Origin of the sequence: Epilithonimonas sp. (assembly GCF_032055105.1) — a bacterium.
Taxonomy (GTDB): domain Bacteria; phylum Bacteroidota; class Bacteroidia; order Flavobacteriales; family Weeksellaceae; genus Epilithonimonas.
Map to the genome: position 1 here is coordinate 113,380 of NZ_DAMBRK010000002.1, position 25,544 is coordinate 138,923.

The following is a 25,544-nucleotide window of genomic DNA, read 5'->3' on the forward strand; positions in this document are numbered from 1 at the left end:
GTTCGAATCCCTCAGGGCCCACAAAATCTCTCAGTTTTCTGAGAGATTTTTTTTGTTTCCATAGTGTATAACTACATCTCCCTAAGTTTAACATAATGTTAAATTTGACTTATAAAGTCAATCATTTGTTTAAATTTCTGACTTTGGAAAGATTTTTGATACTGTGTACCAGATAAAATTGTTTCGCCCTATTATTTGGCATAGACTCTTTTAATTACTAATCCCCGCAAAAGGAAACCTATGAAAAGATATTATGCAGTGTTAATTCCCTTTTACACTATTTTTCTATTATATATGATGTTTTATGGATGTGGACGCCATCCTGAATTTGGATTCCTACAACTTAATCCGCTTCAAAGCATCACTTACTTTTTAAGATACAATAACTTCTTCTCAGAAAAGTTTATGATAAATATCGTAGGAAATATTTTGGTCTTCATCCCATTTGGTGGACTTGGTCTATTAGTTAGAAAACTGAACAACCTACCTCTACTGTTTTTTTTATTTGTTTGTGGGATTTCTACTATAGAACTTTTACAATATTGGACAGCCAGAGGAACTGCTGATATAGACGATGTTTTCTTGAATACCTTCGGAATGTTGATTGGATACTTTGCTCTTCAAGTAGCAAAATGGTTGGATATTTCAGACATCAGGCTAGAACTTAATTATGAAAAGCCTTTTACTTCTTATTCATATAATAAATAAGCTGACCTAATTTATAAAAATCAAGAGCTTTTAGAGAGATATTTCCTTCTAAAAGCTTTTTTTGTACGTACGACTTCGACAATGTGTAAATCAACCTATAAAGAAAAATACCGCCTGTTTTTTTCAATTGTGAGTAAGCTTGGGCTAGTTTGATTTTAGAGACTCTTTCGACATCTTTATCACTTTTTATTAGCTGAGAAAGGCTTTTTGCAGATTGGTCAGCTTTCGAAAGAAAAACTTCATTAGTCTCCACATCATTATTAAAAATAGGATTGTCGATATGGTCTATAAATATCTTATTCTTGAATAAATCTTTTGCGAAAATCAAATCTTCATAACCGTATTGCGTAATAGTCTCATTAAAAGGATTTTCCTTCAGAATATTCTTTTTGACAATAAAGTTATTGGTTTGAAAATCCAAATACGGAGATTTCAAGCGTTGTTTTAATGGTAAATTCTCTCTTTCTACAGCAAATTTCCATCTAAGACCAAATTCCGACGAAGGTTTTACATCACTCACTTTTCTACCACCAAAAACGACGTCTGGATTTTTAGTAATAATAAAATCTATATAATTTTTAAGAAAATCAGGACTGATTATTTTCCCATCGCAGTCCAGAAAAAGCAAGTATTCTGACTGAGAATAATGTAGAAACAAGTTTCGAATTTTAGAACGTCCAATGTTTTTATCAAGGAAAACAAATTGGCTTACAGTTTTCTCTAAATTCTTATTTATATTAATGAATTCAGTTTTAGAATGGTCATCAATTAAGATAATTTCAGCATCCAATTCATTTGAAACAATCTGATTCTGAAGGTCTTTTACCAAATCATTGACATCAAAATTATAAATAGGAATACAAATACTTAGCTTCATATTCTATCAATAATTTTCTGAATGTTCAATTCCTCCAGACAAGCATAATCGCCACGGAAACACTCTTTATCTCCAAAAACAGAACAAGGTCTACAAGATAAATCCTTAACGTGGACAATATCATCTTCGCTTTGTCCATAACCCAAAAACCCCGCAAAATGATGCGTTGAACCCCAAACCGAAATACATCTGGTTCCCATCAGACTTGCCAAATGCATATTCGCTGAGTCCATAGAAATCATCACTTCCAGTTCAGAGATTTTTTTCAGTTCTTCTTTCAAAGATAATTTTCCGGACAAACTATGTGTATTGGGAATTTGTTTTTCCCATTTTGTAAGGATTTCATTTTCTTCATTTCCACCTCCAAAAAAATAGACTTTATGCGTTTTTGCTAAGATTCTAGCCAACTCAAAAGACTTTTCTTCGGGCATCATTTTCCCTTTGTGCTGAGCAAAAGGCGCAAAGCCGATATCTTTCTTCGTTATATTTCCTGGTCTTAATTGATTAGATAAGTTAAGAGAAAAACCCATATCTCTGAAAACATCCGCATAACGTTCTGTTGTTCTTTTCAATTGAACTTTATCCAGATTCCAGACATTAGTCAGTTTTTCCTTTTCATCTTTACCTTTATCAATTTGGTAAACTTTAAATCCGTGTCTTAAGAAAATAGCATTAAGCATTTTTGTTCTGATGACATCGTGAAGGTCGGCAACAAAGTCTGGTTTAAATTCTTTAATTAATTGCCTTGTCAATTTTCTGATGCCGAAAATCCCCTTATAGTCATCAAAACTGATTCCGTGGAATTTGAGTCTTGGATGTTTGTCAAAAAGGTCTTTAAAGTTTTCTCTACTCACAAAAACAATTTCCGTATCGGGATTCTGTTCTAGAAACTCAACACAAACGGGAACTGTCATTGCTACATCTCCGAATGCAGAAAAACGATATGCCAGAATTCTTTTCACCTATTTCTTTAGTTGAAATGCAACTGCGTAAAATTTGATTTGCTTGGTCATTGCCATTAAACCGTTTGCTCTTGATGGCGACAAGAACTCCTGCAATCCTATTTCCGAAATAAAATCAAAATCAGAATCAAGAATCTCCTGAGTCATATGACCACTATAAATTCTTACCAAAAGTGAAACTATTCCTTTTGGTAAAATCCCATCAGAATCTGCATTGAAAAACAATTTTCCGTCAGTAAATTCTGCATCAATCCAAACTTTGGATTGACAACCTCTGATTAAGTTTTCGTCCGTTTTTTTATCTTCAGGAAGTCCTTTCAGCTCTTTTCCAAGGTCTATGATATATTCGTATTTCTGCTCCCAATCGTCTAGAAAGGCGAATTCTTCTATAAGTTCTTGTTGTTTTTCTTTGATTGTCATTCAAAAGAATATTTGAATTAAAATTAAATTATTTTACCGATTGAGCAATATTAGCAATTACTTTTACAGCTGCAATCATACTTTCCAAAGGTACAAATTCGTACGGTCCGTGGAAATTGTGTCCGCCTGCAAAGATATTAGGGCAAGGTAATCCCATATAAGATAACTGTGCTCCATCTGTTCCTCCTCTAATCGCTTTGATTTTCGGTTCAATTCCGGAATCTTTCATTGCCTGTTCCGCAATATCCACGATGTGCATTTTACCTTCGAATTGTTTTTTCATATTGAGATATTGCTGCTTGATTTCTATCTCAGCAGTCTTCTCGCCATACTTTTTATTGATTTCCTCAACCTTTTCAGCAATCAGTTTTTTTCTATCTTCGAATTTCTGGTCATCGTGGTCACGAATGATGTATTGAAGTTTAGCTTCAGAAACATCACCTTCAAAATCTGTCAAATGGAAAAAGCCTTCGAAACCTTTTGTAGTAGCAGGCGTTTCATTTGCCGGAAGTGAATTAATAAATTCTGAAGCTACTAATCCAGCATTCAGCATTTTACCAAAAGAATAACCTGGGTGGACGGACAATCCGTGGATTTTTATCACAGCTCCAGCCGCATTGAAGTTTTCATATTCCAACTCTCCGATTTCTCCGCCGTCCATTGTGTAAGCCCATTCTGCTCCAAATTTCTCAACATCAAAATGATGTGCGCCTCTTCCAATTTCTTCATCTGGATTGAATCCGATAGAAATACGTCCGTGTTTGATTTGTGGATTGGCTAACAGAAATTCTGCTGCCGTTACAATCTCTGCAACACCGGCTTTATCATCAGCACTCAATAAAGTTGTTCCGTCTGTTGTGATGATGGTTTGCCCGATATATTTCTTTAAAGCTTCAAACTTGGTTGAAGACAAAGTGAATCCGGTTTTTTTGTTCAATAACAAATCTTCGCCGTCATATTTTTCCCAAATCTGAGGATTTACATTTTCTCCATTGAAATCCGGTGACGAATCATAATGTGCAATGAACCCAACTTGTGGAACTTTCTCCTCTTTATTAGAAGGAATAAATCCAAAAACGTAACCTTTTTCATCTATGCTCACATCTTCCAATCCTAAATCCTGCAATTCTTTGTACAGATAATTAGCGATATTCCACTGCCTTTCTGTAGAAGGAGTCGTCTCACTTTCTGCGTCGCTGGTTGAAAATATCTTGATGTAAGTAATGAATCTATTAAGGAGTTTTCCTCTCCAAATACCGTCTAATTGGATGTTTTCCATATAATTTGCTATATCTCCGCAAAGTTATATATTTATGCAGTGAACGACAAATAATATGTGGTCAGAGTTAAGTCTTGATTATAACAGATAAACGATGATTGATTACTAAAAAGTTCTTACACGCTGTAATTGCAGCCCGACTTGAGTGGAGCTCTTTTTCTTTTTTATCAAAAAAAGAAAAAAGCGGGAACGGAAGGCGGATTAAGCTGCCCAAATATTTAAAATTAAAAGACCAATGTTCTTAACAGAATGTCCACGTGACGCGATGCAAGGCTGGGGAGAAATGATTCCCACGCAACAGAAAATAGATTATATCAACCGACTGATGGAGGTTGGCTTTGATGTTTTGGATTGCGGAAGTTTTGTGAATCCTAAAACAATGCCTCAGATGGCCGACTCCGGAATTGTGGTGGACGAGATTGACAAATCAATTTCCAATTCCAAACTTTCTGTGATTGTTGCCAATCTAAAAGGTGCAGAAAAAGCTTTGAGCCACGAGCAAATCGATATTCTAGGGTTTCCTTTTTCCATTTCTGAAACTTTTCAACATAGAAACACCAACAAAAGTCGTGAAGAAGCTTTTACAGAAGTTGTGAATATATTGGAATTGACAAAATCTGAAGGCAGACAACTGAATCTCTATTTTTCTATGGCTTTCGGAAATCCTTATGGTGAAAGTTGGAAATGGGAAGACGTAGATTTTTGGGCGAAACGCTTTGAAGAAATCGGAATCAAAAATATTCTACTTTCTGATACAATCGGTGTTGGTGATGTTGAGAAAATATCACTTTTGTTCAATAAAATTCCTGCGAAATACCCTGACATTAATTTCGGAGCGCATTTTCATAACAGATATGAAGAATCTTATGTAAAACTAAAAGCAGCATATGACGAAGGCTGCAGAAGATTTGATAGCGCTATAAAAGGAATTGGCGGTTGCCCGATGGCGAAGGATGACTTGGTGGGAAATATGCCGACTGAGAAAGTTTTTACCTTTATGCAGTCAGAGAAGCTGGATGTTCACCAGAATCTTCTACATTTTGAAAGTGCTTATAATATGGCGAAGGATATTTTTCATTTCTGAATTATCTGATTAGACCTAAATTATATCATATTTTAATAATTATTCATATTCAGGATTCTAAATTTCAAAAAATTAATGTAACTTTATTATAGAAAAAACAATTAAGATAATCAGGTTATGACTTCAAAAACAACTTACTTAGGCGAATCTAAAATTGAATCTATACACGAGGCCTCGGGTGAAGTTTTCTCAACATATGTTCCCTCCAACGATTTTGCTGTGAGATATCATTTTTCTCCTACAGACATTTTCGCAACTACATTGGCTGAGAGTGTATTTGCTTCCCTTGTTGTTTTAGGTAAAGATAGAAACATCGACATCACAGGAGCAACTTGTGAATTGAAAAAAACAATGTACTTTGAACCAAGAAGAATTGGTGAGATTTTCTGCGTATTCAAATTTCCTCATTCTTATTCTCCAGAAGAGAAAGAGTTTATCGAGAATACAGCTAAAACAAGTCCGGTTTATCTTAGTTTACACACAGAAATTAAAAAAATATTCCTTTTCGAATATCAAAATTAAAATAGAAAATCCTGCTAATTACAGGATTTATTTCTATAACATACCAAGTTCAAACTTGGCTTCTTCGCTCATCATTTCTTTGGTCCAAGTCGGTTCAAAAGTGAGTTCGATTTTCGCCGATTTTACACCTTCTACGCCTCTAACTTTATCTTCCACTTCTACTGGGAGAGTTTCCGCAACTGGGCAATTCGGAGATGTAAGCGTCATTATTACTAGAACTTCGCCTTCATCCGAAATCTGAACATCGTAAACCAATCCTAATTCATATATATCAACCGGTATTTCTGGGTCAAAAACGGTTTTAAGCTCCTTGATTATTTCTTCGCCAATATCTGCAATTTGGTCGTCTGTATATTTCATTTTAATCTAATCTTTTTAATAAATCTTCCTGACGCATCCGCCTGAAAACATTTGCCAAAGTTAAGACATCTTTTTCACAATAATGAATGATTCTATCTATATCACCGTCTTTATAGTATATATCGGCAACCATACTTCCATCGATATCGTCTTTTGGAGAGGGAATTCCGAAGATGTAAGCCAGCAATTCCAAAGAAACATAACTTTTCCAATCTCCGAATTTCCAGAGTTCCATTGTATCGATATGAGGAATTTCCCAAGGTTTTTTCCCAAACATCTGAAACGGAACTGGTGGTTGAATTCCATTAATTAAAAGCCTTCTGGCGATGTAAGGAAAATCAAATTCTTTTCCGTTGTGAGCACATAGGATAACATTATTTAGACGGGGACTATTGAACAGTTCGCAAAAGGAAAGTAACAAATCTTTTTCCTCACCAGCATAAGTTTTGATTTTAAGTCTTCCGGTATTGTTATCAATCATTCCAATAGAGATACAGATAATCATCCCGAACTCTGCCATTATTCCTGCTCGTTGTTCATAGAATTCTGAAGCTTCGATTTCATCTTTTCTCTGAGACTTGGTTTTCTTATCCCAAAGATATTGTGTTGTAGAATCTACATTATTCCAATTGTCAATTTGAGGAACAGTTTCGATATCAAGGAAAAGGATATTTTCGATTGGAAGATTTTGAATCATTTGTCTTTTGTTTCTTTAAAATTAATAAAAAAACCCAACATTTCTGCTGGGTTTTATATTTTCTATTCTAAAATTAATTAGAAAGGATATTCGTAAATCTCTGATTCGTGGAAGAATGGGTTTCCTGTAGGCATCAACTTTAATTTTGATAAAGCTGTCATTACAGTGAAAACAAATAATCCAACTACAAAAACAAATGAACCTAATACCAAGAATGCGTTTGAAGCATTGTTCCAATAAGGACCAACTGTTCCTGGCATTACCATATTGAAGTAATCTACGGCGTGTCCAAAAATTACCAAAACAGCCATAAAGGTTACTACTTTATAATTTCTCTTGATGCTACTGCTTACTAAAACCAATAAAGGAGCTAAAAAGTTTACCACAAGCATTGGCAAGAAGGTAGGTCCATAATATTCAAATCTTCCAAAGAAATAGTTAACCTCTTCTGGTACGTTAGCATACCAATAAAGCATAAACTGACAGAACCAAAGGTAGGACCACAACAAACTAGTAGCAAATAAGAATTTACCAAGATCGTGAAGGTGGTTGTTATTAAACTGAGGATAAACTCCTTTCTTTTTTAGATAAACACTGATGATAATCATTACAGCAATAGATGTTGATAAACAACTAACCATTGAATACCAAATATAAAGTGTAGAATACCAGTGAGGGTCAATTGACATTAACCAATCCCAAGCCCAAGCTGCAGAAGCAAATCCGAAGAACGCGATGTAACCAACATTCCAGCTATACAAACTAGCGTAGATTTTTCTATCACCTTTGTTCTCATCAACTTTCTTAGAAACACTTTTCAATTTCCAAACAAAGAACGATGCTCCGATTACGTAAATGAAAGTTCTAACTGCGTAGAAAGGAATATTAAGGAATTTTTTCTTTTCGAATAAAATAACATCAAAGTTAGGGTCTCCAGGAGTAGTAAGACTCTCGTCCATCCAATGGAAAAGGTGACCTTGATGTGTAATATTCAGTAACATAATAATTACTAAAAGTGCTCCTCCGTATGGGATAAAAGAAGCAATCGCTTCCATTACTCTTGTTACAATGATTGACCAACCTGCGTGAGCCGCGTGCTGAATACTGTAAAAGAATAATGCACAACAGCTAATTCCAAAAGCAAAAACTGCAAATGTATGAATTGCTGCCAATGGTTGATTATGAATCTGAAGTTTAGCGTGCTCCAAGTGTGAATCGTGGTCTTGAGGACCAACCAATTCGCTGGAATGAGAAGGTGCTTCGTGTCCTTTTGAATGAACTGATTCCATCCAATGAGAGATTGCAGTATCATCCAATCCGTGGTTAAGTGCATAACCAATACCGAATAAAGCAACTCCTACAACAATGAGTATAATTGAATATAATCTTAATTTAGGTGAAAAACTATACATTTTCTATTTTTTTATTTAGCATTGGTTTTATCTTCAGTTGCTGCTGGTGCAGCCTCAGCCGGAGCAGCGGTAGCAGTTGGCGCTTTGAATGTATTATAAACATACAACGCTACTCTCCATCTATCTCCAACATTCAATTGTCCTGCATAAGAACCCATTGCGTTTCTACCATTAGTCAAAACATAGTGGATAGAACCGATTGTGATATCTCTATCTGCATAATTAGGAACTCCAGAATAAGCACCGCTTTTTACAATTGGTCCTTGTCCATCTCCTCCTGTACCGTGACAAGCAGAACAAGTATGGTCGAATAATACTTTTCCTCTAGCTAAATCTTTTTCAAGATTTTTAGGATTCAAAGGAGAAGCAGTAACCAATCTTGAAGCATCATAACCTGCGTTATATTCGTCAACATTTTTAGGTAAAGTTTCCTCACTTACGATTCCGTCTTTGTTTTGGGGAACAGTTCCTTCTACAGGAGAAAGTCCAGTTGCTCCGTTACGAGCTACAAAAGCAGGGATTTCATTTTCGTGGTCAGAATATGCATCCTTAGCTTTCATCAATGGATCATAAGCCACAGGAAAATACATATCAGGAAAATAGACCAAAGGTGGGTTATCTTTTGGACCGCAAGAATTTAGTAAAACAGTAGTTAAACCAAAGATTGCTGTAATTTTTAATATACTATTCTTCATCTTAGGCATCTTTTACGGTTATTTCTTCAACACCTGTATCAATTAACAGTTGTTTAATAGTTTCAACATCATCAGAAACAAACTCCATCATAAATTTGTCATCTGTAGTTCTAGGATCCGGATTCTGAGGTTTAGCACCTGGATACATTTTGTTTCTCACAAGAAATGTTAATGACATTAAGTGAGCAGAACAGAATACCATAAGCTCGAACATGGGATCAATAAAAGCTGGGAAGTTATTAATCCAGGTAAAAGAAGGTTTACCACCAATATTCTGGGGCCAGTCGTGGTTCATAATATAAGCAGTCAAAGTAATCCCGATTGTAACTCCATAACAAGCATAGATAAATGCAGCGTCAGAAATTCTGGTTTTCTTTAAACCAAGAGCTTTGTCTAGTCCGTGAACAGGGAACGGTGTATAAACTTCATTTATACTAATTCCTTTATCTGTAAAGGCTTTAACGCCGTGCATCAAATCATCGTCGTCGCCGTAAAGTCCATATATAATCTTAGTGGTGCTCATCTCCTTCTTTTGCTTTATAAGTTTCACCGGAAATTTTCAAAATACTCTTCAATTCTGCCTGTGCAATTACAGGGAATGTTCTCGCATACAAAAGGAATAATACAGAGAAAAATCCTATTGTTCCAAGATATACACCAACATCAATAATGGTTGGTTTAAACATTGTCCAAGATGATGGTAAATAATCTCTAGACAAATTGATTACGATAATATCAAAACGCTCAAACCACATACCGATATTGATAATCAATGCAATGATGAATGTCCAGAAGATATTAGTTCTAACTTTTTTGAACCAGAACGCTGCAGGTACAACCAAGTTACAGATAATCAATGCCCAGAATGCCCACCAATAAGGTCCAACCGCTGCTCCAGGAGAAAGATAAGTAAAATCTTCGAATCTTGACCCAGAATACCATCCGATGAAATATTCAGTTGCGTAAGCTACAGTTACCATACCACCTGTTACAACGATTACTATGTTCATAATCTCGATGTGGTACATTGTGATATAGTCTTCTAAGTGACAAACTTTTCTTGCTACCAACAATAGTGTTTGTACCATCGCGAATCCTGAGAAAATCGCACCAGCAACGAAGTAAGGAGGATAGATAGTTGAGTGCCATCCTTTAATTACCGACGTAGCAAAGTCAAATGATACCGTTGTGTGTACCGAGAATACAAGTGGCGTTGCCAAACCTGCAAGAACCAAAGATAGTTCTTCGAATCTTTGCCAGTGTTTTGCTTTTCCACCCCATCCGAATGCAAGAAGTGTATAAATCTTTTTATTAAATGGAGTCTTAGCTCTATCTCTAATCATTGCAAAGTCAGGAATCAATCCCATAAACCAGAATACAACTGATACAGAGAAATAAGTTGAGATTGCAAATACGTCCCAAAGTAACGGCGAGTTAAAGTTGGTCCAAAGTGTACCAAACTGGTTTGGCAATGGGAAAACCCAATATCCAACCCAAACTCTACCCATATGTATTACCGGGAAGATAGCTGCCTGACAAACTGCGAAAATCGTCATCGCTTCTGCAGAACGGTTAACGGACATTCTCCATCTTTGTCTAAATAATAATAGTACCGCTGAGATTAGTGTTCCTGCGTGACCAATACCTACCCACCATACGAAATTGGTAATATCCCAACCCCAGTTGATAGTTCTGTTAAGTCCCCACGCACCGATACCGGTTCCGACTGTGTAAGCGATACAACCAAATCCATAAACGAACAAGATTAAAGCCGCATACAAAGATGCCCACCATAATTTACCTGCACGTTCTTCGATAGGTCTTGCGATATCCTCTGTGATATCGTGATAAGTCTTATGACCAATAATTAAAGGTTCCCTTATCGGAGCTTCGTAATGTCCTGACATTTTTTACCTATTTATTATTTAAACGTTTTTCTCTTCTTTTCTGTTTCTGATTTTTGCGTGATAGAATACGTTTGGTTTTGTACCAATCTCTTCAAGCAAAGTATATTTTCTATTTCCGTTGAACAAGCTTCTAACTTCAGATTCTACGTCATTCATATCACCGAATTTCATAGCGCCTGTAGAACAAGCAGATGCACAAGCAACAGCACCTTGGAATTCTGCATCCGTCACTCTTCTTCCCTCCTTCTTAGCATTCAGGATTGTAAGCTGAGTTTCTTGGATACAAAGAGAACATTTCTCCATTACCCCTCTTGTTCTTGTTACAACATCTGGGTTAAGAACCATTCTTCCCAAATCATTGTTCATATTGAAATCGAACTTATCATTCAACGCATAGTTGAACCAGTTGAATCTTCTTACTTTGTAAGGACAGTTGTTTGCACAATATCTGGTACCGATACATCTGTTGTAAGCCATTTGGTTTTGACCTTGCTTACCGTGAGATGTTGCAGCAACCGGACAAACTGTTTCACAAGGTGCGTGGTTACAGTGCTGACACATTACTGGCTGGAAGATTACGTCCGGATTATCAGCCGCATTTTCCAAAGCTCCTTCAATACCTAGAAGGCTACTTCCGTAAAGTTCTGGCACTGCCATTCCTTCTTTAAGACCTTCGTAAACTTCAACTTTTTCTTCAGAAGAGTAGTAACGGTCAATCCTTAACCAGTACATATCTCTAGACATTCTAATCTCTTCTTTTCCAACAACAGGAACGTTGTTTTCTGCCTGACAAGCTATAACACAAGCGCCACAACCGGTACAAGAGTTAAGGTCAACTGATAAGTTAAAGTGAGGACCGTCTGTATCATCATAAGAATCCCAAAGATCAACCTTTCCAATTGGAAGTTCACCTCCAATCGTGTGCATTTTTAAAGGTGCATTCCACTCATCAACAGGTTTATTAATAAAATCTTCCAAAGAAACTTCTTTAGCAATTTCGTAACGACCCATTAATGTATTTTGAAGCTGCATTCCTGCAAATTCGTGAGTTTCTCCAGTTTTTTCAATTTTAACATTAGAAATAACTGTATTGTAACCGTCGAATAATGGATATGCATTGATTCCTGTTTCAGCAACTTTACCAGAATCTTTTTTACCATAACCAAGCGCCAATCCTAATGAACCTTCTGCTTGACCTGGCTGAATAAATACTGGAACATCTTTCAATGTTACACCATTTACAGTAAGATTAACTTTGTCACCATCCAACTGCATTCTTGCATTAAGGCTATTCTCAATATCAAGAGTTTTAGCATCTTTTGGAGAAATGGTTAAGTAGTTATCCCAAGACAATCTAGAGATTGGGTCAGGAAGCTCCATCAACCAAGGGTTGTTAGACTGTGTTCCGTCACCGATACCTGATTTAGTATAAAGTTGTAATTCGAATTCAACATTTTTGAATGCTGATAATTCTGCAACTGCTTGAGCTGCGTTTCCTCCAGCATAACTTAATCCCATTGAAAGACCTCCGTTCGTGAAACCGTTATAAAGGTTTTTGTTGAAAGAAAGACCGCCGTTAAGAACTAGAGCGTTTGCTTTAAGATAATTATAATAATTATTAGCAGGACTATTTTTTCCATTAATCCAAACTAATAAAGATTCTTCAACTTGTCTAGAAGTATAAATCTTCTGAATTGTAGGCTGCATCAAAGAGTATGCACCTGTTTCTGGAGTGATATCACCCCAAGATTCTAACCAGTGAGTATAAGGAATCACTGCTTTAGAAGCTTTGTACATATCATTCTTTTTGTCTACAATCGCCACAGAATAAGGAACTTTTTTGAATGCTTCAAATAAAGTCTGTCCTTTAGCGTGAGAGTAAACTGGATTCACATTGTTAGTAATCAAAACACCAACTTGTCCTCCATTTAACCAAGAAACAAACTCGTTGAATCTTGCGTTATCGTATTCTTTAAGGAAATTAGCTTTACGTGTAAAAGCTTTAGAACCTAATTTTTGATTGATTAAATGTGCTAAAACATAAGCTGCTTTTGAACCGTCAGCAAAAACAACAGCTTTGTCGCCTTTAGCTTGAAGTTCTTTAACAATTGCAGAAGCTGTTTTATCAGAAGTTCCACCGTTAAGACCATTATAAACTTCTACCAAAGTTTTGAAAACTGCACTTGGTTTCAATTTATATCTTGAATCTGAGTTAGCTCCCGTTAAGCTCATGTTAGATTCAACCTGAATATGTCTTAGCATATTTTCTCCAGGTTTTCTAGCAGCAGCGTAAGAAACTTCTAAACTTCCTCCGTTGTAATCTCCTAGGAAATCTGCGTTGAAAGAAACCACCAATTGACTTGAACTCAAATCATAAACTGGCAATGCTCTTTGTCCGAAAACTTCTTGTGCAGCATCCAAAGCCGCAGCGTGAGGATATGCATCGTAAGTGATTAATTCAGCGGAAGGATATTTTGTTTTGAAATCAGCAAATAACTTTTTGAAAGTTGGACTTGGGAAAGAGTGAGATAATACTACAATCTTTTTACCGCTAGCCTGAGATTCTGTTAATCCTTTAAGGATAAAATCATCAACTTTATTGAAATCCTCTTGCTCCTCACCATTCAAAGCTGGTTTTTTCACTTTATCATTATCATAAAGAGAAAGAACACTAGCCTGAGCTCTGGCATTAGTTGTACCTAATGAACCAGCAGCTGGATTAGGGTCAATTCTGATAGGACGACCTTCCCTTGTTTTTACCAAAACACTTGAGAAATCGAAACCGTCAAAATATGAAGATGCGTAAAAATTCGGAATACCAGGAATGATATCGTGAGGTTTTACAACATAAGGAATCGTTTTAAGAACCGGTGCTTCACAAGCTGCTAATGTAACAGCTGCAGTAGAAAACCCTAATATCTTAAGGAAATCTCTACGAGAAGTCCCTGAACTATTAGAATCATCTAAGAATTCTTCAACCGGAATTTCATTCTGGAACTCTTTTGCCGCTAACTTTCCAGTCAAAGTCGGGTCTTTTAGTTCGTGAATACTTCTGAATTGTATTTTATTTGAAGCCATTTATACTTCTAATTTTTGTTATTAATAATGACATTTACCACACTCAAGACCTCCAATTGCATCTACAGTAATCTTACTACCTTCACCATACTGTTTTTTCAACTTATCGTGTAGATTTTTGAAGTATTCTTTATTATAACCGTTGTTCATATCTACTTCTGTAGTTCTGTGACATTCGATACACCATCCCATTGTGAAGTTGTTAGCCATTTGAACTACGTTCATTGTATCAATTTTACCGTGACAAGCTTTACAAACAACATCAATTTTGTTAGCAGCATCTTTTTGCTTAGCATTGAAACTATTGATGATTGCTTGCTCACCAGCAACAACGTGTTGAGAGTGATTGAAATATACGAAATCTGGCATATTGTGAATTCTTGTCCACTCAACTGGTTCAGTTTTACCCGTATAAGCTTGCTTATCTTCATCCCATCCTACGTGCTGATAAATCTTTTTGATTTCTCCTGTGTAGAATTCTCTATCTTTTCCTGGCTCGATATATTTCCCTTTGTATTCAGAAATAGAACGGTGACAGTTCATACAAACGTTAAGAGAAGGGATCTCAGAAACTTTACCATACTTAGCACCTGAGTGACAAAGCTGACAGTCAATTTTGTTTTCACCAGCGTGAATCTTGTGAGAGAAATAGATTGGCTGCTCCGGAGCGTATCCTTTGTAAACACCAACCCACATCAACCAGTTCCAAACACCATAAACAGCGAATAATGCTAGCAAACCTACAAGTCCTTTTCCTACATAACTGTATTTTTCATACAATGCAGAATAAGAAACCACTCTTGTAGAGTTAAGATCTGATAATTCTGGAGTTTGTTGTAATTTAACTAATTGACGAATCTTAACCAACAACCAGAATAACAAACCAGCAATTGCAATCAATGCTGCAATTACGATTTTAGAATTCAATTGTTGTGCTTTTTGAGCTTCGATTGCAGCAGTACTATTTACATCAGCACCTTCTGTTGCTGTTGCATCAGCTGCAGGCTCTTCTTTTGGAGGATTCGTTGTATACTCCAAGATATCATCGATATCCTGATCAGAAAGTTTTCCTTCGAAAACCTGCATCGCAACCTTTCCATTTTCTTCATAGATTTTGTTTGCGTATGCGTCACCTGAAGCTCTAAGCTTTTCGTTGTTGCTGATCCATTTGTGAAGCCAATCAACATCCTGACCGTCTTTTTTAACTTTTTCAACAACACCGCCAAGTGCTGGTCCTACAACTTTTTTATCCAGTGCGTGACACGCAGTACAGTTAGCCTTGAACAGCTCCTGACCTTTCTTCGGATCGCCTTGTGCATAAACGGAAGCGCCGGTTGATAACAATAGACCAATTGCTATCAGACCCTTTTTGTAATGCTTTCTCCAACTAATCATTTATATAATCTTGGGTTAGTAAATTTTATTCAGTTTACATTCAATCCGGCAAAAATAACACTTTAACAAAAATTAAGAAGACCTTATCGCATCCTTTTTTTTCATTTGTAATTAATTTGTAAGCATTCTAAATAACGGAGTTTGCGTTTCAATCAATTTATTTTAAATTTGCTAAAAATATTTTAAATGAACAACCTGCTTAAGCTTTTTATAATCTCAACATTATTTTGTTTTTACCAAATTGATGCTCAATATGTTGTAAAAAAAGATACTTTATCCGGAACTGAGCTTTCTTTTGCACTAGATGAGCGTGTGAATGATGCTCTGGAAAAAATTGAAGACAACTGTAACAGAAATTCTGGTGCTCCTGTAAAAACTCCAACTAAAGTTTTGGTTGCAAACAGAGAGCTTACAAATGCCGAAATCTGCAGAAAGAATCCCAAAATTATGGGTTTCAAAATTCAAGTTGTGATTGTAAAAAGTAATGATGAAGCTAGAAAGATAGCAACAGAATTCAGAAATGATTTTAGAAACTTGAAGGTTGAGACCGATGCGTCATTAAGACCTAACTATAAAATATTAGCCGGAAGTTATTTCTCAAAACAAAGTGCGTCTGAAGATTTGAAAAACATAAAAAAAGTTTATCCTTCTGCACGTGTTATTCCTTATGCGGTTTTTTGTGTAGAAGCCAAATAAATAAAATCTAAAAAATAGAAAAGACCTCCGGAACTCCGAAGGTCTTTTTTATTTGTAATAAGTTTCTAAAAATTGATAGAACTCTGTTAATCGATAATAATTATTCAATCCGAGGTAGACGGTCATTATCAAAAGTAACCCGTAAAGTAAACTGATTGAAGTTCTCTTTTCTCGATAACTGAAGAACAACCAACCCAACAATAAGGGATAAACAAACACAAAATGTCCGCCGTAAATGTAAGATGTATGAAGTCCAAACTTCAGAACGCAATGGACTAATACATCAAACAAAAATGTGATTACAAGAATCCAAACCAATTTGTTTTTGCAATTTTTGAAAACGCTCCAAATCATCATTAATAAAACAATCCCAATAAAAAGATAAGGAACAAATGATGTGTAAACATCCATAAAAAGTGCTTTGTAATAGAACGTTTTGTCTTTGTTATGATAATCTCTGATTTCGTAATTTGAAAACAGAATATTCCCACCAAAAAACCAAGAATAAATCATATCCCAAAGTGGCGTTGCTTTCGGCTTAGAAAATTTATCATATTGCTCTTCGGTTTTGTTAAGGAAATTCTGGAAATTAAAATCTAATCTCAGCAAAAACAGAAAAACAAATACAATAACCGAAGTCCCGATTTTCGCAACAGCCATCCCGATTTTCTTCCAATTCCAAAAGATTTTTTTCTCAAACAAAAACGGAATGTAAACTTTGACAATATTCGTAATCGTCAATCCACCAATGAAAACAGAACCAAAAATGGTTGCTGCAAAAGAAACAGATTTTTCTTCTTTGATTTTCTTTGCCGAATAATAATTAAAAATCGAAAGAAACAACAATGTGTAAGTATAAGTTTCAGGCGTGAAAGACAAGAGAATATTAGTCACAAACAATCCGTAGAAAGCCAGAATCAAAAGACTGATTTTCAGTGGAAGTTGGATAATATTATTCAGATATTTGAATATTTGAACATTCGCCAACGAAATCACAACTGTCGAAAACAAAGCTAAAACCAATCTGAAAACCGAATCGTATCTATTTCCCGAAATCCATAAAGCGAAATCTCGGATTTGGTCAAAGAAATAATTGGACAAAGGATGTCTTTCAAAACCTCCACCGGTTTGAATAATCGCTCTATTATCAAAACTGAAATAACCATCCCAAGGGATTCTGTCATCATAGATAATTCTGAAATTTTCTGCGATAAAAGAAGCATTTGCACCATAAAGAATGACGAAGAATAAGAAAATCAATAATTCTATTTTGGTTGACGGAAAAACTGATTTCAGAAAGGATAAAATTTTGTTCAATAGTTTCAAACTTGAGATATTTTTTGCAAAAATAGAAAATGATTTTTGTTTAGAATGATGAAACTTTAAAGATGTTGAACAATCTCGGAATGACTGTTAGTAATAAAAGTGACAAGGTAACGGTTCTCTATATTTTCAAAGAAAACATACCAAGTTGTCGTTTGATTGGCTTTGTAAAAAATATATTTCGAGCCCAACTCAATTAAATTTTCGGGTGTTTTTCTGAATGGGAAAATTGGAAGATTATATTCTATGAAATCGTAAATTTTCTGGACATAATCTTGTGCATCACTTTCAAAACCAAAATATTCATTTTTATATAAAATGAACACAAGGTCTTCTAAATAATCCGTAACATTTTTACGAATTATGACATTTACTTTTTCCAATTCAAAGACTTTATAAACTCAGAAGTTTTCTTTCTTGCTTCGGAAACAGTGATTCCTTCACGCCATTCTTTCTCAAAATCAAAAGATTTTCTATTTCTGATTTTATTAATTTCTTCAATGACAGCAGGATTTTCCAAAGAATGAATCCATTTGATGATTTCACTTTTTTCAGATGCTAAATTCATTGTTTTTATAGATTGATTATAACAAAGATAGAAAATTATTAGTTTTGATTTTTAAGAAAAAAAATTAAGAACTACAAGACAATTGACTACAACCAGTCTGATTATCATATTTTAAAGGCCGTTTTTGATTGAACTCTGGAAAGCGATTTTCATAAGGATTTTGTAAAGCTTCTTTCAGTTTGAAAAACAATTCATAATCTCCATTTTCAGCATCTTGAATCGCCTCGAACAAGAGATAATTTCTTAGAATGAATTTCGGATTTGTTTTGGACATTAATTCTAAAGACTCAGTTTCTGAGATTTTATTTTTAAGTTGTCTTGCTTGGTATTTTTCGATGAAATTTGATAGTCTTTTCAATTCACTTTCATTCAGAACTCGGTAAAAAGAATTGGAAAAATCATTAATATTAATTTCTGAAACTGGTTTCTCAAGACTTTGGAAAAATAAAGTATAATCAAGATTAAAATCCTGCATCAACTGTTGCCATTCGGTAAAAAACCGTTCATCTTCTGGCAAAACTTCATCGAAACCAAATTTACCTGCTAACATTTTGTCGTGCTCTATCCAAAATCGTTTTCCGTAATCATCCAAGATTTTTTCTAAAGTTTCTGAGTCATTAATCAAAGGAAAAATAGCGTTGGCTAAAGCTGCCAAATTCCAATGAGAAATTTGTCCTTGTTTTCCAAAAGCATAACGTTTTCCCGGCAAATCCGTTGTGTTTGGCGTGAATTCCAAATCATAGCCATCCATCATAGAAAACGGTCCATAATCAATTGTGAGTCCAAGAATTGACATATTATCGGTATTCATCACGCCGTGAACAAAACCTACACGATACCAATCGATTATCATTTTCAAAGTTCTGTCACAAATAGTTTGAAACCAATCAATGTATTTGTTAGGATTATTTTTGGAATTGACTTCTGGATAAAAATTTTCAATTGTATAATCTGCTAATTGTTTCAGCAGATCAGTTTGATTTCTAGCAGACAACAATTCGAAATGTCCGAAACGAAGAAAAGATTCAGCTGTTCTTACTACAACTGCACCTTGTTCTTTCTGTGGATTTCCGGAATATTGAATATCTCTAATAACATCTTCACCAGTTTTTGAAATGCTCAACGCTCTTGTTGTTGGAACACCGAGATGAAACATTGCCTCGCTCATCACATATTCCCGAATCGAGGAGCGTAAAACGGCTCTTCCATCTGCGTGTCTAGAATAAGGTGTTGCGCCAGCTCCTTTCCATTGGATTTCGGTTTGATAATTTCCATTGATAATTTCTCCTGCATAGATTGCTCGTCCGTCTCCTAATTGCCCCGCCCAATTTCCAAATTGATGACCTGCATAAGCGGTTGCGTAAGTTTCGACATTTTCAGGAAGATTTTGAGCGACAAGGAAATCTTTATTGTTGTCTAATTTACCTAAACCTATTTCGATTGATAACTCTTCATTAAAATCAATTAATTCTGTTTTATCAAAATCTGCAGGTTCCACTGTTGAAAACAAAACATCAGGAGTTTGTCTCTGCATCAGATTTCCCGAAAAATCTCCAGGAAATCGTTTTGTGAATTGATGAGTAATATTTTTTAAATTCATTATCAAAAAACCCGTCTCGCTTGATGCGGACGGGATTTAATTTTATTTGTTAAAGTCTATATCATCCGAGGAATTAATAGCTTCATTAGAATTATCTTCTTTTTTCACTGGTTTGTCTGGAATAACCTGAGTCGGATTTTTGAGTTCCTCAATAGATTGTAATCCACCATCATCACCATATCCATTTCTGAGATTATTGAGATCAGAACAACTTCCTGTCCAGTTTGCCGGCTTAATGAATTTATCTTCTGGAAGAATATTCAAAGCTTTGTCTGCAAAAACTTTTTTCATATAAATTGCCCAAATCGGAAGTCCCATTTTTGCTCCTTGTCCTTCACCTGTGCTCCAGAAGTGCGTTGCTCTATCTTCCCAACCAACCCAAACATCAGTCGCTAGTTTTGGAACAATTCCTACAAACCAACCATCTGAGTTTTTCTGAGTTGTCCCGGTTTTACCAGCGATTTCTACACTTGCAGGAATTCCTCTTCTTCTTAATTCTCCAGAAGCTGTCCCGAATTCTGCAACACCTTTCATCAAATCAATCATTGTGTAAGCGTACATCTCGTTCATTACTTCTTTTACAACAGGTTTCACTTCTTTTATGACACGTCCGTTCGCATCCTCAATCCTCCAAATCATTTCCGGTTTTGTATAATTTCCGAAATTGGCAAACGTACTGAAAGCTCCCAACATCTCATAAATGGTAATATCGGAAGTACCCAAAGCCATTGGCAAATGTTTATCAATTGGACTTGTAACGCCTAAATCTCTTGCTAATTGAATAACGTTTTCCGTTCCCGCCATTTCTGCTAGTCGAATTGCAACTGGGTTCAAGGATTTTGCAATCCCTTCTTTCAGTGTAACACTACCTCCTCCTCCTTTTACATACCAGCTTCCTTTTTGATAAGGCGCATTAGAAACAGCAGAACAAGGCGTCATACCTAGATGCATAATAGCCGTTGCATATACAAATGGTTTGAAAGTTGAACCAACCTGTCTTTTTCCTTGTTTCACATGGTCATACTGGAAATGTTGCCAATTGATCCCTCCAACCCAAGCCTTGATATCTCCAGTTGCAGGCTCCATAGACATCAGACCAGCTTGCGCAATCTGCTTATGATAACGGATAGAATCCCAAGGAGACATCTCAACCTCCTCTTCACCTTGCCAAGTAAATCTAGTCATTTTCGTAGGCTGGTGGAACTCGATCATAATAGAGTCTTCTGACATCCCTTCCGCTTTCAACTGCTTGTAACGACCTGTTCTCTTAACTGCAGACATCATCAAGTCATTGATTTGAGTTTTGGAAAGATTATAATAAGGACGATTGGGGTTACGCCTCATCTCATTATCAAAGTTTCTTTGAAGATCAGTCAAATGCTCCTTAATCGCCTCTTCAGCATATTTCTGCATTCTAGAGTCTAAAGTCACATAGATTTTGAGTCCGTTTTTATAAAGATTGAGTTCTTTTCCTGTTTCTTTTTCGTAAGAATCTAAATACTGCTGAATTTCTTTTCTGAGGTAATATTTATAATAAGAAGAAAAACCTTCCTCAACGGTTTTGATTTCGTGGAAATCTACAACTATTGGCGTTGCAATCGCTTTATCATAAGTAGAATTATCAATGTAACCAGTTTCCAACATTTGTTTAAGAACAACATCTCTTCTGGTTTTTGCTTTTTCTGGATTTCTGTAAGGATTATTTCTTCTTGGCGCTTCCAACATTGCTACAAAAGTTGCTGCCTCTGGTAATGTCAACTGACTCACAGATTTATTAAAATAAACTCTGGAAGCCATTTCGATTCCTTTTGCATTGAAAAGGAAATCCATCTTATTGAAGTATAAAGCAACAATTTCTTCCTTCGTGTAACGCTTTTCAAGGCTTACTGCAACGCACCATTCTTTCAGTTTCTGGAAAGCTCTTTCAAATCTATTTTGGGAAGCATTTCCTGTGAATAATAATTTCGCTAACTGTTGTGTAATCGTAGAACCTCCACCTCTTCTTCCACCAAAATAAATTGCTCTAGCAACCGACTGCATATCAATTCCAGAATGTTCTTTAAAGCGCTCGTCTTCTTTCGCTTGTAATGCATAAACCAAATATGGCGGAAGTTGCTTGTAAGTTACCGGTTTGGTTTTTTCTTTTTCAAATTTCCCTAGTAGAACATTATCCGAAGAATAAATCTCGGATGCAACATAAATGTCAGGATTCTCCAACTCCTTCACATCCGGCATATCTCCTACAAAACCTTGGGAAACAGCAAAAAACAAACCTGAAATACCTAGTACAACTGCAAAGAATCCTATCCAAATGATTTTGATCCATTTTCTGATTCCGGATTTCGCTTTTTTCTTGTCTGGCAGAGGAAATTTTTTATGTTCAGTTTTCTTATTTTCCATTAATAAATTATGGCTTTAAGTTTTGAATTTTAATTCCTATATCTTCTATTCCTGGCAATACATTTCTTCTCATTGCCTGAACAACTTTGACAGAATAATTACCATTTTGTGGAAATTTATAGTTGAGTTTATATTGAAAAATAATCTCTTTCGTATCACCAAAACCTGTTCCAATCCATTCTCCATTTGGCTTTGCTAGAACAAAATTAAGAGTATCTGTTGAGATCTTTTTTTTATCATGTTCGATGCTTGCAATCAATCTTAGATTACTGTATGGATAATCGTTATTATTCCGAACAACAAACATCAAATTTTTCTGATTTTGAGCATCGTTGACCTCAAAATCAAATGATTGAGGAACATTCTTTTTCCATTGATTCCCAACATCATTTACCAAAATTTTTTCATTACTATTTTGGCAGGAACTCAAAGATAAAAATAGGACAAAAACAACTATTGATCTATGCATTACCTTCATTTTTCGGCGGAAATTTCTTTTTCGGTTTCTTGAACGGTTTTTTCTGAGTTTTATTTTCCGTTGTTTGATTATTATCTGTAGTTTGAGCTTTCGGAGTTTCAGTTTTATTTTCCGTAGGCTTTTGATTGTTCTGACGATTTTTACGATCAGCGTTTCGCGGATTTTTATGACCTTGTCCTTGATTTCCTTTTGTCTGAACTTTTGGTTCACCAGCTTTGCTTTCTAAAGATTTTTGCTCATTAGAACTATTCCTGTTATCCGCTTGTCTTGGAGTTTTATTATCAGCCTGCTTCTTGGACGATCTGTTATCTGATTGTCTCGGATTATTTCTCTCTCTATTATTATTGTTTGGTCTTGGTTTTCTGTTCTTTTTCTCGAAACGATCCACACTATTTTCTTGAATCAAATCAGATGTCACCATCTTATTTTCAATCACTTTCAGATCTTCCAAAGCCGGAGATTTTTCTCCCCTTTTGTTCATTACAATCATCTTCTGAACTTCGTAGATATCAAGATCATACCAAGCCATAGAATTCTCTACGTACGCAAACCACATTTTCTTTTTGAAAACATCGATTTTTATGCAAAATGCTCTTCCTTTTTCTGTATTCAGAACGGTGCTAGATGAAGGAAAATCTCTTAAAACATCAAGATAACTATCCAATTCATAGTTCAGACAACATTTCAATTTTCCGCATTGTCCTGCTAATTTTTGAGGATTGATACTCAATTGTTGATATCTCGCAGCATTGGTATTCACAGAGCGAAAATCCGTTAACCAAGTTGAACAGCATAATTCTCTTCCACAAGAACCAATTCCTCCTACTTTTGCAGATTCTTGACGGAAACCAATTTGTTTCATATCAATCTTTGTGCGGAAAGTAGAAGCGTATTCTTTTATCAGCTGGCGAAAATCGATACGATTGTCTGCTGTATAATAAAAAGTAACTTTTGAGCCATCTCCTTGATATTCAACGTCTGTAATTTTCATCTCAAGATTAAGACCGTAAGCAATTTTACGAGCTTGTACCTTGATATCGTTTTCTTTTTTTCTTAGATCCTGCCAAGTTTCTACATCTTTTTGATTGGCAAGACGATAAACTTTTTGTATCCCATCCTCGTGTACGTTTTTCTTTTTCATTTGGATTTTCACCAATTCTCCAGAAAGACTTACTACACCTATATCGTGACCCGGACTAGATTCTACAGCAATGATACTTCCTATATGTAAAGGCAGGTTGTTGACGTTTCTATAATATAATTTACGTTCATTTTTAAAACGAACTTCCACATATTCTGAACTTTTCGACGATGATGGATTAACATCTGAAAGCCAGTCAAAAACACTTAATTTATAACTATTGCCACAAGTATCTACACTACTGCACCCACTGGCACTCTTCGTACCGCAAGAGTGGGAAGAATCGCCGGATGTTTTACATCCACAACTCATATTTTATTTTTTATGTCTGATTGCAAAGTTAATATAAATTTTATTAGAGCTTGACGATTATATCTTTTAAAAAATTTTTTTTGTTAATTATTAGTTAATACATAATTAATATTGATAAATAATTAACAGAAACGCATATTTATTAACATTAAAACAATTAGATAGGTAACATTTTAATATGGTTTGCATTGCATTGTTTAAAATTAAACTAATAAAAAAAACATTTAAATAAAAATCACAAAACAAACATTATCAATACATTAAATAGTAAATCAAATCAAACAACTATTCTACAAATAGCATTGTTTAACTTTTTTTAATAATTTTTATAATTGTTATTAAAATAATTATAAATTTGGAACATTAATAATAATTATATGAAACGAATTTTAATATCAATGGCATTAGCGGCCGGAGTTATGACATATGCAGGAGGTTTCCGAGTATCTCTACAAGGTGTTAAACAGCTGGCGATGGCTCATACAAGTGCTCACGCAGAAGATGCAAGTGTTGCATTCTTCAACCCAGCAGGAATTTCTTTCATTCCTTCGAAACTGAGTGTTGCAGCCGGCGGTTTTGGAATATCTAATCAGATTACGTATCAAAACACTAGCACCCTACAACAGACAGAAACAGATAATCCTTTAGGAACGCCTGTTTATGCAGCTATAGCATACAAAGTTTTGGACAATCTTTCTGTCGGCTTCAGCTTCTCAACACCATTTGGAAGTACTATTGAATGGCCTAATGATTGGGAAGGTAAAGAAATGGTACAAAAAATGGAACTTAAAAGTTATATGTTCCAACCAATGGTTTCTTTAAAATTAGCTCCATGGGCTTCTTTTGGAGCCAGTTATATCTATGCAAAAGGAAAAGTAGACTGGACAAAAGCTTTAACAGCATATAATGGTCAACTCAATCTTTTGGATGATAACGCGACCGGTCATGGTTTCGGATTTGGTTTCTATTTTCAGCCAGATGATAAATGGGATGTGAGTGTTGCATACCGTTCTCCTGTAGACATGAAAGCTAAGAAAGGAAAAGCAACATTTATGGTACCTACTTCGCTATACCCAAATCTAAACTTAGTTAGCACCGGTGGCGTTGACAACTTCAAAGCTACGCTACCTTTGGTGGACGAGTACACTCTAGGTTTAACCTATAAGATTACACCAAAATGGTTAGTTTCTGCAGATTACAACTATCACGGTTGGGAAAGATACAGCAAGTTAACTTTAACATTTGAAAATGCACCAGCAGCCGCTGCAACTAATCCATCAAATCCTAAAGTTTCAACTACGCCTAAAAACTTTAAAAATACCTCTAGTGTACGTGTTGGTACTCAATACGCTTTCAATGATTTAATTGTTGGTAGATTAGGTTGGTATTATGATGAGACGCCTTATGCCGATAAAGACTTCATCCCTGAAACACCTTCTTTTGATAATTATGTAATCACAGGAGGTATTGGTTTGAAATTCAATAAATTGGGAGTTGACATTTCCGGAGCTTATGCAATGCCAAAAAGCAGAACTTTCAACAATGCATATTACAATTTTGCTGGACAGGCAAAAGCTGATGTATTTTACTTTGGTTTAGGATTATCTTACAACGCATTTTAAAAATTGAA

At 35.4% G+C, this 25,544-nt stretch carries 24 protein-coding genes and 1 tRNA gene (1 of these 25 running past the window's edge); 6 read left to right on the forward strand and 19 right to left on the reverse strand.

Features of this window, described 5'->3' with window-relative positions:
- Together RTY06_RS01990 and RTY06_RS01995 are read left to right on the forward strand one after the other, a co-directional pair.
- Nucleotides 1-21, forward strand: a tRNA-Val gene (locus RTY06_RS01990); it begins 154 nt to the left of the window's first position.
- A 219-nt stretch (nt 22-240) separates the two neighbouring features.
- Entirely contained in the window at nt 241-708 is a 468-nt protein-coding gene (locus RTY06_RS01995; protein ID WP_312822429.1) for a VanZ family protein, read from the forward strand.
- Here RTY06_RS01995 and RTY06_RS02000 read toward each other — a convergent pair.
- The 4 genes from RTY06_RS02000 to pepT are packed head-to-tail and all read right to left on the reverse strand — an operon-like array spanning nt 683 to nt 4,246.
- A complete protein-coding gene (locus RTY06_RS02000) occupies nt 683-1,585 on the reverse strand; it encodes a glycosyltransferase family 2 protein (protein WP_312822430.1) in 903 nt (300 codons plus the stop codon). The genes RTY06_RS01995 and RTY06_RS02000 overlap by 26 nt on opposite strands.
- The gene (locus tag RTY06_RS02005) at nt 1,582-2,547 is read right to left on the reverse strand and encodes a glycosyltransferase family 9 protein (RefSeq protein ID WP_312822431.1); all 966 of its coding nucleotides are present in this window, start codon (nt 2,545-2,547) and stop codon (nt 1,582-1,584) included. Before RTY06_RS02005 ends, RTY06_RS02000 begins: the two co-directional genes overlap by 4 nt.
- Nucleotides 2,548-2,967, reverse strand: coding sequence for a SufE family protein (locus RTY06_RS02010; RefSeq protein ID WP_312822432.1), 420 nt, complete (start codon nt 2,965-2,967; stop codon nt 2,548-2,550).
- A gap of 28 nt (nt 2,968-2,995) precedes the next feature.
- Entirely contained in the window at nt 2,996-4,246 is a 1,251-nt protein-coding gene (pepT, locus tag RTY06_RS02015; RefSeq protein ID WP_312822433.1) for a peptidase T, read from the reverse strand.
- Nucleotides 4,247-4,481: 235 nt separating this feature from the next.
- Here pepT and RTY06_RS02020 point away from each other — a divergent pair, with 235 nt between their 5' ends.
- Together RTY06_RS02020 and RTY06_RS02025 are read left to right on the forward strand one after the other, a co-directional pair.
- On the forward strand, nt 4,482-5,330 hold the full coding sequence (locus tag RTY06_RS02020) for a hydroxymethylglutaryl-CoA lyase (RefSeq protein ID WP_312822434.1): 849 nt from the start codon (nt 4,482-4,484) through the stop codon (nt 5,328-5,330).
- Nucleotides 5,331-5,447: 117 nt separating this feature from the next.
- Nucleotides 5,448-5,852, forward strand: a complete 405-nt coding sequence (locus tag RTY06_RS02025) for an OsmC family peroxiredoxin (protein WP_312822435.1) — start codon at nt 5,448-5,450, stop codon at nt 5,850-5,852.
- Nucleotides 5,853-5,885: 33 nt separating this feature from the next.
- Here RTY06_RS02025 and RTY06_RS02030 read toward each other — a convergent pair whose 3' ends face one another.
- The 8 genes from RTY06_RS02030 to RTY06_RS02065 form a co-directional block, all read right to left on the reverse strand.
- The gene (locus RTY06_RS02030) at nt 5,886-6,212 is read right to left on the reverse strand and encodes an SUF system Fe-S cluster assembly protein (RefSeq protein ID WP_027383088.1); all 327 of its coding nucleotides are present in this window, start codon (nt 6,210-6,212) and stop codon (nt 5,886-5,888) included.
- 1 nt (nt 6,213) lies between these two features.
- A complete protein-coding gene (locus RTY06_RS02035) occupies nt 6,214-6,909 on the reverse strand; it encodes a 3'-5' exonuclease (protein WP_312822436.1) in 696 nt (231 codons plus the stop codon).
- A gap of 77 nt (nt 6,910-6,986) precedes the next feature.
- Complete coding sequence (locus tag RTY06_RS02040) at nt 6,987-8,321, reverse strand: quinol:cytochrome C oxidoreductase (protein WP_312822437.1); 1,335 nt, start codon at nt 8,319-8,321, stop codon at nt 6,987-6,989.
- A gap of 11 nt (nt 8,322-8,332) precedes the next feature.
- Nucleotides 8,333-9,025 carry a cytochrome c gene (locus tag RTY06_RS02045; protein ID WP_312822438.1) on the reverse strand — a complete coding sequence of 231 codons (693 nt, stop codon included), beginning with the start codon at nt 9,023-9,025 and terminating at the stop codon, nt 8,333-8,335.
- Nucleotides 9,018-9,539 carry a DUF3341 domain-containing protein gene (locus RTY06_RS02050; RefSeq protein ID WP_312822439.1) on the reverse strand — a complete coding sequence of 174 codons (522 nt, stop codon included), beginning with the start codon at nt 9,537-9,539 and terminating at the stop codon, nt 9,018-9,020. Before RTY06_RS02050 ends, RTY06_RS02045 begins: the two co-directional genes overlap by 8 nt.
- On the reverse strand, nt 9,526-10,923 hold the full coding sequence (nrfD, locus tag RTY06_RS02055) for an NrfD/PsrC family molybdoenzyme membrane anchor subunit (protein ID WP_312822440.1): 1,398 nt from the start codon (nt 10,921-10,923) through the stop codon (nt 9,526-9,528). The genes RTY06_RS02050 and nrfD overlap by 14 nt, the downstream gene beginning before the upstream one ends.
- A gap of 18 nt (nt 10,924-10,941) precedes the next feature.
- Nucleotides 10,942-14,001 (reverse strand): TAT-variant-translocated molybdopterin oxidoreductase, encoded by a 3,060-nt coding sequence (locus RTY06_RS02060; protein ID WP_312822441.1) that lies wholly within the window; start codon nt 13,999-14,001, stop codon nt 10,942-10,944.
- Between the two features lie 21 nt (nt 14,002-14,022).
- Nucleotides 14,023-15,396 carry a c-type cytochrome gene (locus RTY06_RS02065; protein WP_312822442.1) on the reverse strand — a complete coding sequence of 458 codons (1,374 nt, stop codon included), beginning with the start codon at nt 15,394-15,396 and terminating at the stop codon, nt 14,023-14,025.
- 186 nt (nt 15,397-15,582) lie between these two features.
- Here RTY06_RS02065 and RTY06_RS02070 point away from each other — a divergent pair, with 186 nt between their 5' ends.
- Complete coding sequence (locus tag RTY06_RS02070; RefSeq protein ID WP_312822444.1) at nt 15,583-16,092, forward strand: SPOR domain-containing protein; 510 nt, start codon at nt 15,583-15,585, stop codon at nt 16,090-16,092.
- 48 nt (nt 16,093-16,140) lie between these two features.
- Here the strand turns inward: RTY06_RS02070 and RTY06_RS02075 are convergent, their stop codons facing one another.
- From RTY06_RS02075 to RTY06_RS02105, 7 genes are all read right to left on the reverse strand, one after another.
- Nucleotides 16,141-17,409: a DUF6080 domain-containing protein gene (locus RTY06_RS02075; RefSeq protein ID WP_312822446.1), complete on the reverse strand. Its 1,269-nt coding sequence runs from the start codon at nt 17,407-17,409 to the stop codon at nt 16,141-16,143.
- Between the two features lie 65 nt (nt 17,410-17,474).
- Nucleotides 17,475-17,798 carry a hypothetical protein gene (locus RTY06_RS02080; RefSeq protein WP_312822448.1) on the reverse strand — a complete coding sequence of 108 codons (324 nt, stop codon included), beginning with the start codon at nt 17,796-17,798 and terminating at the stop codon, nt 17,475-17,477.
- Nucleotides 17,786-17,983: a hypothetical protein gene (locus tag RTY06_RS02085; RefSeq protein WP_312822449.1), complete on the reverse strand. Its 198-nt coding sequence runs from the start codon at nt 17,981-17,983 to the stop codon at nt 17,786-17,788. Before RTY06_RS02085 ends, RTY06_RS02080 begins: the two co-directional genes overlap by 13 nt.
- A gap of 64 nt (nt 17,984-18,047) precedes the next feature.
- A complete protein-coding gene (locus tag RTY06_RS02090; protein WP_312822451.1) occupies nt 18,048-19,583 on the reverse strand; it encodes a protein adenylyltransferase SelO family protein in 1,536 nt (511 codons plus the stop codon).
- 42 nt (nt 19,584-19,625) lie between these two features.
- The gene (locus tag RTY06_RS02095; RefSeq protein ID WP_312822452.1) at nt 19,626-21,983 is read right to left on the reverse strand and encodes a transglycosylase domain-containing protein; all 2,358 of its coding nucleotides are present in this window, start codon (nt 21,981-21,983) and stop codon (nt 19,626-19,628) included.
- Between the two features lie 7 nt (nt 21,984-21,990).
- On the reverse strand, nt 21,991-22,452 hold the full coding sequence (locus RTY06_RS02100) for a gliding motility lipoprotein GldH (RefSeq protein WP_312822453.1): 462 nt from the start codon (nt 22,450-22,452) through the stop codon (nt 21,991-21,993).
- Nucleotides 22,445-23,914 carry a regulatory iron-sulfur-containing complex subunit RicT gene (locus RTY06_RS02105; RefSeq protein ID WP_312822454.1) on the reverse strand — a complete coding sequence of 490 codons (1,470 nt, stop codon included), beginning with the start codon at nt 23,912-23,914 and terminating at the stop codon, nt 22,445-22,447. The genes RTY06_RS02100 and RTY06_RS02105 overlap by 8 nt, the downstream gene beginning before the upstream one ends.
- A 377-nt stretch (nt 23,915-24,291) precedes the next feature.
- Between RTY06_RS02105 and RTY06_RS02110 the strand changes: the two genes are divergently transcribed.
- Nucleotides 24,292-25,536 (forward strand): outer membrane protein transport protein, encoded by a 1,245-nt coding sequence (locus RTY06_RS02110; protein WP_312822455.1) that lies wholly within the window; start codon nt 24,292-24,294, stop codon nt 25,534-25,536.
- The last annotated feature ends 8 nt before the right edge of the window (nt 25,537-25,544 follow it).

Coding starts and splice junctions, on each gene's coding strand:
- RTY06_RS02020 (WP_312822434.1), top strand. CDS start 4,482: ATGTTCTTAACAGAATGTCCACGTGACGCGATGCAAGGCTGGGGAGAA.
- RTY06_RS02000 (WP_312822430.1), bottom strand. CDS start 1,585: ATGAAGCTAAGTATTTGTATTCCTATTTATAATTTTGATGTCAATGAT.
- RTY06_RS02060 (WP_312822441.1), bottom strand. CDS start 14,001: ATGGCTTCAAATAAAATACAATTCAGAAGTATTCACGAACTAAAAGAC.
- RTY06_RS01995 (WP_312822429.1), top strand. CDS start 241: ATGAAAAGATATTATGCAGTGTTAATTCCCTTTTACACTATTTTTCTA.
- nrfD (WP_312822440.1), bottom strand. CDS start 10,923: ATGTCAGGACATTACGAAGCTCCGATAAGGGAACCTTTAATTATTGGT.
- RTY06_RS02025 (WP_312822435.1), top strand. CDS start 5,448: ATGACTTCAAAAACAACTTACTTAGGCGAATCTAAAATTGAATCTATA.
- RTY06_RS02100 (WP_312822453.1), bottom strand. CDS start 22,452: ATGCATAGATCAATAGTTGTTTTTGTCCTATTTTTATCTTTGAGTTCC.
- RTY06_RS02045 (WP_312822438.1), bottom strand. CDS start 9,025: ATGCCTAAGATGAAGAATAGTATATTAAAAATTACAGCAATCTTTGGT.
- RTY06_RS02070 (WP_312822444.1), top strand. CDS start 15,583: ATGAACAACCTGCTTAAGCTTTTTATAATCTCAACATTATTTTGTTTT.
- pepT (WP_312822433.1), bottom strand. CDS start 4,246: ATGGAAAACATCCAATTAGACGGTATTTGGAGAGGAAAACTCCTTAAT.
- RTY06_RS02095 (WP_312822452.1), bottom strand. CDS start 21,983: ATGGAAAATAAGAAAACTGAACATAAAAAATTTCCTCTGCCAGACAAG.
- RTY06_RS02065 (WP_312822442.1), bottom strand. CDS start 15,396: ATGATTAGTTGGAGAAAGCATTACAAAAAGGGTCTGATAGCAATTGGT.
- RTY06_RS02050 (WP_312822439.1), bottom strand. CDS start 9,539: ATGAGCACCACTAAGATTATATATGGACTTTACGGCGACGACGATGAT.
- RTY06_RS02105 (WP_312822454.1), bottom strand. CDS start 23,914: ATGAGTTGTGGATGTAAAACATCCGGCGATTCTTCCCACTCTTGCGGT.
- RTY06_RS02090 (WP_312822451.1), bottom strand. CDS start 19,583: ATGAATTTAAAAAATATTACTCATCAATTCACAAAACGATTTCCTGGA.
- RTY06_RS02040 (WP_312822437.1), bottom strand. CDS start 8,321: ATGTATAGTTTTTCACCTAAATTAAGATTATATTCAATTATACTCATT.
- RTY06_RS02035 (WP_312822436.1), bottom strand. CDS start 6,909: ATGATTCAAAATCTTCCAATCGAAAATATCCTTTTCCTTGATATCGAA.
- RTY06_RS02110 (WP_312822455.1), top strand. CDS start 24,292: ATGAAACGAATTTTAATATCAATGGCATTAGCGGCCGGAGTTATGACA.
- RTY06_RS02085 (WP_312822449.1), bottom strand. CDS start 17,983: ATGAATTTAGCATCTGAAAAAAGTGAAATCATCAAATGGATTCATTCT.
- RTY06_RS02010 (WP_312822432.1), bottom strand. CDS start 2,967: ATGACAATCAAAGAAAAACAACAAGAACTTATAGAAGAATTCGCCTTT.
- RTY06_RS02030 (WP_027383088.1), bottom strand. CDS start 6,212: ATGAAATATACAGACGACCAAATTGCAGATATTGGCGAAGAAATAATC.